Origin of the sequence: Streptomyces huiliensis, from assembly GCF_020037025.1 — a bacterium.
Lineage (GTDB): Bacteria > Actinomycetota > Actinomycetes > Streptomycetales > Streptomycetaceae > Streptomyces > Streptomyces huiliensis.
Map to the genome: position 1 here is coordinate 1 of NZ_JAIQLH010000307.1, position 9,501 is coordinate 9,501.

The 9,501-nt window shown below is 73.8% G+C and carries 7 protein-coding genes and 1 pseudogene; 2 read left to right on the forward strand and 6 right to left on the reverse strand.

Annotation, left to right across the window (positions count from 1 at the left end; all coding sequences use genetic code 11):
• The 6 genes and pseudogenes from JNW98_RS31875 to JNW98_RS31900 form a co-directional block, all read right to left on the reverse strand.
• A pseudogene (locus JNW98_RS31875) lies at nt 1–2,490 on the reverse strand (hypothetical protein); the annotation flags it as partial.
• Nucleotides 2,491–3,105: 615 nt separating this feature from the next.
• Nucleotides 3,106–4,344: a precorrin-6y C5,15-methyltransferase (decarboxylating) subunit CbiE gene (gene cbiE / locus JNW98_RS31880; RefSeq protein ID WP_223771787.1), complete on the reverse strand. Its 1,239-nt coding sequence runs from the start codon at nt 4,342–4,344 to the stop codon at nt 3,106–3,108.
• Nucleotides 4,345–4,508: 164 nt separating this feature from the next.
• The gene (locus JNW98_RS31885; protein WP_223771788.1) at nt 4,509–5,165 is read right to left on the reverse strand and encodes a GNAT family N-acetyltransferase; all 657 of its coding nucleotides are present in this window, start codon (nt 5,163–5,165) and stop codon (nt 4,509–4,511) included.
• Nucleotides 5,166–5,363: 198 nt separating this feature from the next.
• The gene (locus JNW98_RS31890; RefSeq protein WP_223771789.1) at nt 5,364–6,233 is read right to left on the reverse strand and encodes a MetQ/NlpA family ABC transporter substrate-binding protein; all 870 of its coding nucleotides are present in this window, start codon (nt 6,231–6,233) and stop codon (nt 5,364–5,366) included.
• Nucleotides 6,234–6,330: 97 nt separating this feature from the next.
• Nucleotides 6,331–7,131: a methionine ABC transporter permease gene (locus JNW98_RS31895; protein ID WP_223771790.1), complete on the reverse strand. Its 801-nt coding sequence runs from the start codon at nt 7,129–7,131 to the stop codon at nt 6,331–6,333.
• Nucleotides 7,128–8,183 (reverse strand): methionine ABC transporter ATP-binding protein, encoded by a 1,056-nt coding sequence (locus JNW98_RS31900; RefSeq protein ID WP_223771791.1) that lies wholly within the window; start codon nt 8,181–8,183, stop codon nt 7,128–7,130. Before JNW98_RS31900 ends, JNW98_RS31895 begins: the two co-directional genes overlap by 4 nt.
• Nucleotides 8,184–8,656: 473 nt before the next feature.
• On the opposite strand from JNW98_RS31900, the gene JNW98_RS31905 reads away from it, so the two are divergent.
• Both JNW98_RS31905 and JNW98_RS31910 read left to right on the forward strand, forming a co-directional pair.
• Nucleotides 8,657–9,016: a hypothetical protein gene (locus tag JNW98_RS31905; protein WP_223771792.1), complete on the forward strand. Its 360-nt coding sequence runs from the start codon at nt 8,657–8,659 to the stop codon at nt 9,014–9,016.
• A gap of 2 nt (nt 9,017–9,018) precedes the next feature.
• Nucleotides 9,019–9,450 (forward strand): hypothetical protein, encoded by a 432-nt coding sequence (locus JNW98_RS31910; RefSeq protein ID WP_223771793.1) that lies wholly within the window; start codon nt 9,019–9,021, stop codon nt 9,448–9,450.
• Nucleotides 9,451–9,501: the final 51 nt, after the last annotated feature.

A 9,501-nucleotide genomic window follows, 5' to 3' on the forward strand; every position in this document is an offset into this window, starting at 1 on the left:
GCCGGCCGCGACCGCGGCGGGCGCCTCGGTCGCCTGCTCGGCGGACGGGGCCGGAACAGCGTTCTCCGCGGGGGCCGTTGCCTCGGCGGTCGGCGCCGGGGCGGCGGGGGTCACGACCGTCTCGGGAGCGGCGGGCGCCCCTTCGGTCACGGCGGGGTTCACGACCGTCTCGACGGCCTCTGCCTGCGCGGGGGTTTCTGCCTGCGCGGGGGCCTCGACGGGCAGGGAAGTCTGAGCAGGCACAGCGGTTTCGGCAGCCACGGGGTTCTCTATGGGCGGGGTGTCCTGGGCGGACACGGCGTTCTCAACGGGCGCGGTCGTTCCTGCGGGCGCGATCGTTCCGGCGGGCACTGTCGTTCCCGCGGCGGCGGGAGCCTCCGCGGGGGCGACGGCTTCGGCAGGGGCGGCAGCCCCTGCGGGGCCCGCGTCTTCCGCGGGAGCAACAGCCCCTGCGGGGGCGGGAGTCTCCGCCTGGGCGGGTGCGTCGGCGGGGACGGGAGCGCCGGGCGGGGTGGGAGCGTCGGTCTGAGCCGGTACGTCGGCCGGAGCGGCGGCATCAGCCGGAGCGGCGGCATCAGCCGGGGCGGCGGCGTCGGCCTGGACGGGTGCACCTGCCGGAGCGGGGTCGCCGGCCGGGGCCGACGGGTCGGCCGAGGCTGAGGTGTCTGCCGGAGCAGACGCATCCGCGGGAGCGGGCGCGTCCGCCTGAAGCGGTGCCTCGGCCTGGACGGGAGCGTCTGCCGGGGCGGAAGCAACGGTCTCGGCAGGCGCGTCAGCAGCCGGGACGGTGGCGTCGGCCGATGCGGACGCGTCCGCCGGGGCCGCCGCCTCGGTCGCCACCGGCGCACCGGCCGGGGCGGAGCCATCAGCCTGAACCGGCGGCGCGTCAGCCGGTGCGGGCGCGTCCACCTGGGGTTGCGCCGCAGTCTGAGCCGGAACATCGGCAGGAACGGGCGCACTCGCCGGCGCGGAGGCATCCGCCTGGGCCGCCACGTCGATCACTGCCGGCGCACCGGCCGGAACGGAGCCGTCGGCCTGGGCCGGCACGTCGACCGGTACGGACGCGTCCGCCTGAGCGGGAGCGGCCGGGGCGGGACTGTCAGCCGGCGCGGGCGCACCCCCCGACGCGGGGACATCCGCCTGAGCCACCACATCGGCCACTGTCGACGCACCGGCCTCAACAGCACCGCCAGCCGAGCCATCGGCCTGAACCGGCGGCGCGTCAGCCGGTGCGGGCGTACCTACCTGGGGCTGCGCCGCAGCCTGAGCCGGAACGCCGGCCGGGACGGCAGCATCGGCCGGCACGGGCACATCCGCCGACACGGAGGCATCCGCCGGAGCCACCGCGTCGGTCGCTACCGAAGCGGAGCCCTCGGCCTGAGCCGGCGCAGGCGCGCTCTCCGGCACGGACGCGTCCGCCTGGGTCGCCACGTCGCCCTGTACCGGACCACCGGTCAAGGTGGAACCGTCGGCCTGAACAGGCGCGTCCACCTGACCGGGAACACCGGCCGGGACGGAACCGTCGGCCTGGGCAAGCCCGTCGGTGGCGGCAGGGGCAGCCGCCGAAGCAGGGGCGTCCACCTGAGCGGGTGCACCGGCCGAAGCCGAACCATCGGCCTGAGCGGGAGCCTCTGCCGAAGGCTGCGCCGGGGCGCCGGACGGCACAGGCGCGGCCTCGGTCATGGCGGCCTCGGTCACAACGACCTCAGCCGTAGCAGCAGCGGCCTCCGGAGCCTCCGGCCCCGGCGTCACACTCACGGCGTCGGATGCCACAGCGGCCCCGTCGGTCACCGGCGCCTCAGCCGGCGCGGACGTACCGGCCTCCACGGCCGCCCCGACGGCGGGCTCCGCCGCGACAACCGCCGTCTCGGCCTCGGCAGCCGGCGGGACCGCGGCTTCGGGCGCGGCGACGACGTCGACCGGCTGCGGAGCCTGAGCGGCCTCGGCCGAGGCGGCGTCCACCGGAGCGGCGGGCGCGGGAACGGCCGCGTCCGCGACCGGCTCCGGCTGCGCCATCTCCCCCGGCTCCGGCGTACGCGCCGGCGGAACGGTCTCCTGCGGGGCGCTCACGGCGTCGGCCGGCGCGGCCTCCACCGGCGCGCCCTGGGCAGGCACCGTCGCGGCAGGGACGGCAGCGGCGGCGGGGACGGCAGGGGCCGCCGGGGCAGCCTCGCCTGACGGTCCGTCAGCAGGCGCGCCCTGCGGCGGGACGAAGGCGACGGCCGGCTCCGCCACGGCCTCGGCCGCCGCGTCCACCACCCCTTGCTGTTCCTGGCCCTGGCCGAGAACCTGCCCATGACCCTCACCCTGGCCCTGGAGCTGCGGTTGGGCATCCCATATGCCCGGCTGCTCCACCGGCTCGGCGTCGGCCTGCGAGCCCTCGAGGTACTCCGGCCCCGGGCCGGCGGCCGGGGAGCCCGGCGGGTGCGGGACCGGGGAGCCGACCGGCTGCTGCGGCGCGGCCGGGCCGCGGTCGGCGAGGGAGCGCACGACGCCGCTGGACGACGGGTCGGGCGGGCCCATGTGCAGCGGCCGGCGGGGCGCGGCGGGGGCGGCCGGGGCCGTGCGGACCTCTTCGAAGACGGCGGCGCCGGTGTCCCGGCCGCCCGTCTCGTGGGTGCCGCCCTGGACCGGCTGCTCGCTCCAGGCGCCCTGGGCGCCCGGCATCAGGAGCAGGTCGTCCTCGTCTGCGGGGTCGCTGTCGGCGAGGAACGCGTACGTGGAGGGCCCCGTGGTGGGACGCCCGGGAGGCGCCTGCGGGACGGCGGGATGTGCCGGGATTCCGGTGTCGGCAGGAGCCGCGGCGTCCGCGGTGAGCGGGTGCCCGGGCGTCGCGCCTGCGTTCTCCGGCTGTCCCTCACCCGGGAACCGGCCGGTGTCGGTCATGCGTACCCCTCGCCCATCGGTAGTGCTCCTTCCAACCGCTCACGCCCATAGCAAGAACGAGCGTCCAACTCTCGCGGCACGTTGCGTACCGTCCCGGTGCCACCCTGCCCTGCACACCACCAAAAAGGAGGGGCGTTCCGGACATTGGTGACTGTGGTCTTTGACACCGAGCCGCCGCACAACGATCCGCCAGCCTACCGTCCGCGCGGCGGGCCGGGATCACGGGTGCGGACGGCGGCCGCTCAGCAGGAAGGTGACGGACCGCTCGGCTTCGGTCCAGCCGGCGGTGTCCAGGCGCACGGCCTGGAGCAGGGTGCATTCGACGGCGTACCCGCCCTCGGCGAGCGCCCTCCCGATGGCCTCCGCCTCGTCGCGGGTGACGGCGTGCGCGACGATGACTTCGGGGCGGCGGTCGGCGCACGCGGCGACGACGGGCGCTCCCCCGCCGCCGACGCGGACGACGTCGGGTTCGGGCAGGTCCTCCAGGACGTGCGGCGCGGTGCCGTGCACGGCCTGCAGCTGGACGCCGTAGTGGCGGGCGGCGGCGAGGGCCCGGCCGCAGGCGTCCGCGTCGCGGTCAACGGCGATGACGGCCGCGCCGAACCGGGCGGCCTCGACGGCGGCGGCGCCGCTGCCGGAGCCGATGTCCCAGACGAGGTCGCCGACGCGCGGGGCGAGCCGGGCGAGTTGGGCGGCGCGCAGTTCGGTGCCCTCGCCCTCGCCGAGGGCGGTGCCGTAGGCGTCGCCGGGCAGCGCCCAGCCGCGCGGACCGGGGAGCCGGCCGGGGTCGCGGCCGGCGATCCAGCCGCCGGCGCGCTGGCCGGGGAGGGCGGGGGCGTCGTCGGGGCCCGTCCCGGCGCCGCCGATGACGATGACGACGTTGGGGTCGCGCCAGGCGTGGTCGGCGACCTTGTCGGAGGTCAGGACGGTGACGCGCTCGCGGTCGGTGCCCAGCTGCTCGCAGATGACGAAGGTGCGGTGGACCGGGCCGAGCAGCAGGGCCAGTTCGGCGGGGCCCGCGCCGGGCGAGGTGAGGACGGCGACCTTGGGGTGGGCGCGGCAGACGTTGACGGCCCGTCGCAGGTCGCGGCTGTGGGCGACGACGATCTGGGCGTCGTCCCACGGCATGCCGGCCCGGGCGAAGGCGGCGGCGACGGAGGAGACGGCGGGCACGACCTCGACCTCCAGGCCGTGCTCGGGGGCGCGCAGGGCGCGGACGACGCCGAAGAAGCCGGGGTCGCCGTCGGCGAGGACGACGGCGGTGCCGCGGTGCCGGGCGATGCGGCGGGCGGCGAGGTCGACGCTGCCGAGCCGGACGCGTTCGGCGGCGGGCGGGATCTCGGGCAGCGCCAGGTGGTGCGCGGCTCCGGCGACGAGGGTGGCGGCACCCACGGCGGACCGGGCCGCCTCCGTCAGCGGTGAGCCGTCCCATCCGATCACCGTGACCCGGTCGGCCATCGTCGTCTGTCTCCTGGATGTGTCTCGCGAAGGGGGGAATCCACAGCGGGGGTACCCGCTCCTGCGGCGGGCATGGTGAGAGTACCCCGGCAGGTCCGGACCACCGTCCGGACCGCGGGGCGGATGGTTGCGCGCGGGGGGCGTCAGCGCCGGCGCGGGGGGCGTCAGCGCCAGCCGGGCGACCAGCCGGGGAACGCGGCGGCGTAGCCGGTGCCGTCCCCGGTGTACTGCTCGCGCACCTCGTCGAGGTCCTCGGGGAGCAGGCTCCAGACGATGAGGTCGGTGCGGATGTCCGTCCAGCCGCCGTCCTCGGTGCGGCTGCGCGCTATCCAGGCGTTGCGCAGGACGCCCTCGCTGATGCAGCCGATCTTCTGGGCGACCTGCTGGGAGGCGGTGTTGTCGGCGGCGGTGCGGAGTTCGAGGCGTTCGAACTTCTGGTCCCGGAAGAGCCACTGGGCGACGGCGAGCACGGATTCGCAGGCGTAGCCCTCGCCGCGGGCCCAGGGGGCGGTGACGTAGGCGATCTCGGTGGAGAGGGTGTGCCAGTCGGTGTGGTGGAGGCGCACGGTGCCGACGAGGCGGTGGGTGAGGAACTCGGTGACCGCAAAGACGATTCCGCGTCCCGAGGCGCGTTCGGCGGGGGCGGTCCTGAGGACCCAGTCGCGGGCGTCGGCGGTGGTGTACGGGTGTGGGGCGGACGTCCACGCGGTGATGAGCTCGTCGTTCATCATCTCGGTGAGCGCGGGGACGTCCGTCGCGTCGAACGGGCGCAGCACCAGCCGGTCCGTACTGATGGAGATGTCCGGAAAGGTGGAAGTCATGCGCTGCTCCAACGCCGGAGGGGCCCCCGCGCCTGCGGGCGCGGGGAGGGTGGCCGGGTTCCGTCTCGGCGGTCGCGCCGGTCTCGGGTGCACCAGCATGCAGTATGGCCACTGTGGTGCGCCAAGAGCGCGGCAGCCCCGCGCACGCGTGGCGTGTGCGGGGCCTGCGTCCGCCGAGACGGCTGAGAGTACCGGCGGTCAGCTCTTGGCGGGGCCGAAGGCCGGGATGACGGCCCCGTTGCTGAACTTCTCCTCGATGAACTTCTTGACCTCGTCGGAGTTGAGCAGCTTGGCGAGCTTGACGATGCGCGGGTCCTGCTCGTTGCCCCGCTTCACGGCGAGGAAGTTGGCGTAGGGGTTGCCGTCGGCCTTCTCCAGGACCAGGGAGTCCTTGGCGGGGTTGAGCTTGGCGCCGATGGCGAAGTTGCCGTTGATGATCGCGGCGTCCACGTCGTCGAGGCGCGGCGGGATCTGGGCCGCCTCGATCTCGGTGAACTTGACGCCCTTGTCGTCCTTGATGTCCTTGAGGGTCGCGGAGGCGCCCACGCCGTCCTTGAGCTCGATGACCTTGTTGTCGGCGAGCAGCTTGAGGGCGCGGCCCTCGTTGGTGGCGTCGTTGGGGACGGCGATGGTGGAGCCCTCACCGAGGTCGGAGACCTTCTTGACCTTCTTGGAGTAGAGGCCGAGCGGCTCGATCTCGACGTTGACGACCGGGACGATGTCGGTCTTGTTCTTCTTGTTGAAGTCGTCGAGGTACGGCTTGTGCTGGAAGAAGTTCCCGTCGACCTCGCCGTTCTGGACGGTCGTGTTGGGCGCGTTGTAGTCGTTGTACTGCTTCACCTCCAGCTTCAGCCCGGCGTCCTTCGCGAGGTGGTCGCGGACGTACTCGAGGATGACGCTGTGCGGCGTGGGGCTGGCCGCGATGATCAGCTTGGCCGCCGGGTCCGCGTCCTTGCCCTTCTTGGTGGAGGACGAGGAGGTGTCGGAGGGGGCGCTGCAGGCGCTCAGGCCAAGGGTGAGTGCGGCGGCAGCGGCGACGGCGGCGGTGAGCTTGAGGGTGGTACGCACGAAGAGTGCCTCTTTCTTGTTCTCACGAGGTGTTGCCGCCCGGCAAAGGGTCCGGGCTCGTGGTGTCCTCGGGGCCGTCGATGGGCCCCGCGGAGGTTCAGGGGGCGTCGACGGCCGCCTTGGGCTCGTCGGCGGCGCGCTGCGGCTCGTCGGCCGCGCGCTGGGCGGGGACGGCCGTGGCGTCCGCGGCCTTCGGGGTGCGGCGCAGGCGCCACAGGCCGACGGGGGCGGACTGGCGTCCGGTTCGCCGGGCGAGGCGGCGGACGGTCAGGTCGCCGGCGATCTGGACGACGGTGACGATGATGACGAGCAGCACGATGGTGATGTTCATCAGCTCGTGCTCCTGCCGCTGGTAGCCGTAGTTGATGGCGACCGCGCCGAGCCCGCCGCCGCCGACGGCGCCCGCCATGGCGGAGTAGCCGATGAGGGCGATCACGGTGGTGGTCAGGCCGGCCACGAGGGAGGCCAGGGCCTGCGGGAGCAGCACCTTGAAGATGATCGTCCAGGTGCCGCCGCCCATCGCCTGGACGGCCTCGATCAGGCCGCCGTCGACCTCGCGCAGGGAGGTCTCGACCAGCCGGGCGAAGAAGGGGATGGCGCCGATGGTGAGGGCGACGACGGCGGCGCTCGGGCCGATCGACGTGCCGATGACCATGCGGCTGAAGGGGATCAGCCAGACGATCAGGATGATGAACGGCACGGATCTGGCGATGTTCACCACCACGCCGATGACCTTGTTGACCACGACGTTCTGGAGCAGCCCGCCGCGGTCGGTCAGATAGAGCAGGATGCCCAGCGGCAGGCCGCCCACGACCGTCCAGACCGCGGACCACCACACCATGAAGAGGGTGTCGAGACAACCGTCGCGGAGCAGGGGCTGCATCTCGTTCCAGGTCACTTGGCACCTTCCTTAAGGAGAGCGTCGGCCGCGGCCTCCGCGCCGGCGGTCACGGGCGCCACCTCGACCTGGAGGCCCTGCTCGCGCAGGAAGCCGATGGGGACCACGTTCTCCTCGAAGCGGCCGGGCAGCTCGATGCGCATCCGGCCGACCTGGCGGCCGGCGACGGTGTCCATCGCGGCGCCGAGGATCGAGATGTCGATGTTGTACGTGCGGGAGAGCTGCGAGATGACCGGCTGGGTGGCCGCGTCGCCGTGGAAGGTGACGTCCACCACGGTGCGGTCGGGGCCGGACGGCTCGCCGCCCACGGGGAACAGCTCGGCCGCCAGCTCGGAGCCGGGCGTGGCCAGCAGTTCGGCGACGGTGCCGGACTCCATGACCCTGCCTCCCTTCATCAGGGCCGCGGAGTCGCAGATGGACTTGACGACGTCCATCTCGTGGGTGATCAGCAGCACGGTCAGGCCCAGCTGCTGGTTGAGGTCGCGCAGCAGCTGGAGGATCGAGCGGGTGGTCTCCGGGTCGAGCGCGGAGGTCGACTCGTCGGAGAGCAGCACCTTGGGGTCGCCGGCCAGGGCGCGGGCGATGCCGACGCGCTGCTTCTGGCCGCCGGAGAGCTGGCCGGGGTACGCCTTGGCCTTCTCGGCGAGGCCGACGAGGTCCAGCAGCTCCAGGGCCTTGCGGGAACGCTCCTTGCCGGACAGGCCGAGGATCTCCAGCGGGAGCTCGACGTTGGCCTGGACGGTCCGCGAGGACAGCAGGTTGAAGTGCTGGAAGACCATGCCGATGCGGCTGCGGGCCTGCCGGAGGGCGGCGCCGGCGCGCGGGCCGCGGCCGGCGAGGGCCGTGAGGTCCTGGCCGGCGACGGTGACCGTGCCGGAGGTCGGGCGCTCCAGGAGGTTGACGCAGCGGATGAGCGTGGACTTGCCGGCGCCGCTCTGGCCGATGACGCCGTACACCTCGCCCTCTCGGACGTGCAGGTCGACGCCGTCGAGGGCGGTGACCTCGCGGCCGCGTGAGCGGTAGACCTTTGTCAGGCCCGTAGTGGTGATCACAGGGGTTTCCGTCACTGTCGAGTGCGCGGCTTGTGGGGCGCCTGCGCACGGGAATTCATTGCGGAACGCGGCGTGGGACCCCGTCGGCGCCGTCGTCGGCGCTGGTCACGGGGGATCCGGTGCCGCGGAGGGTGGAGAGCGGGCGGTCCGTCGTCGGAACGCGGGCTCTACGGGTCTCGCTTCGGGGCGCGAGGCTCGGAACGGGGGCCCTCAGCGGTCACACATTCGACACATGCGACGAGCAGCACCGGGCGTCGTCATCGCCTCGGTCGCAGAGATGCGGGTGCTCGTCGTGGTCATGCGGCAAGTAAAACAGACGTATGCGCGATCCGGCCAAGGTTGTCCGAATGGCGGACACTACCGGTCACCCTGTGGACAGTGCGGGCCGGGCGCGGCGGGCGCGCGGGGGCCGTCTAAAGTCGTCCCATGCCTGTCACGCCCCATCCGCACGCCCGTGTCGCCCGGTGGTCACGGTGATCGACGCGCTGACGCTCGCGGTCGGGTTGACCGCCCTCGCGCTCGCCGTCTGGTGCGGCCACGCCACCTACCGTGACCAGCCGACCAAGGACTGGCACTTCATCGGCATGGCCGTCGTCTCCGTCCTGGCCCTCGCCCAGCTGGTCGTCGGTGTGGTGCAGCTGTCCCGGGGCGAGCGGCCCGTGAAGGGAACGGCCCTCTTCGTGGCCTACCTCCTGGGCTCCGCCGCGTGCGTGCCGGGCGCCGGTTTCATGTCGCTCGCCGAACGTACCCGCTGGGGGTCCGCCACCGTGGCCGCCGGCGCCGTCATCCTGGCCGTGCTCGAGGTACGGCTCTACGACATCTGGGGAGGCTGACCGTGACCGAACCCGCCACCACCGCCGCCGACGGCGGCGCGGGCCTGGGCAAGGGGCCGGGCCGACTGCTGGTCTGGCTGTACGGGGTGTTCACCGTGGCGGCGGCGTCGCGGTCCCTCGTGCAGATGGCTCTGCACTTCGGGGACGCGCCGCTGGCGTATGTGCTTTCCGCTGTCGCCGCTGTGGTGTACGCGTTCATCACGTACTCGTTGGTGCGGGGTGGGGAAGGGGCTCGGCGGGCGGCTCTCGTGTGTTGCGCGCTGGAGCTTCTCGGGGTGGTCACGGTGGGGACGTGGACCCTCGCGGATCCGGGGGCGTTCCCCGACGCGACCGTGTGGTCGGACTACGGGATGGGGTACCTGTTCATTCCGGTGATCCTGCCGGTGACGGCGATGGTGTGGCTGCGGCGGGCGCCGGTTTCCGCTTCGCGGTGAGGGTCCCCGACCCCGCCCTTTCGCCGTTTCTTGCGGGGGCGAGCCCCCGCA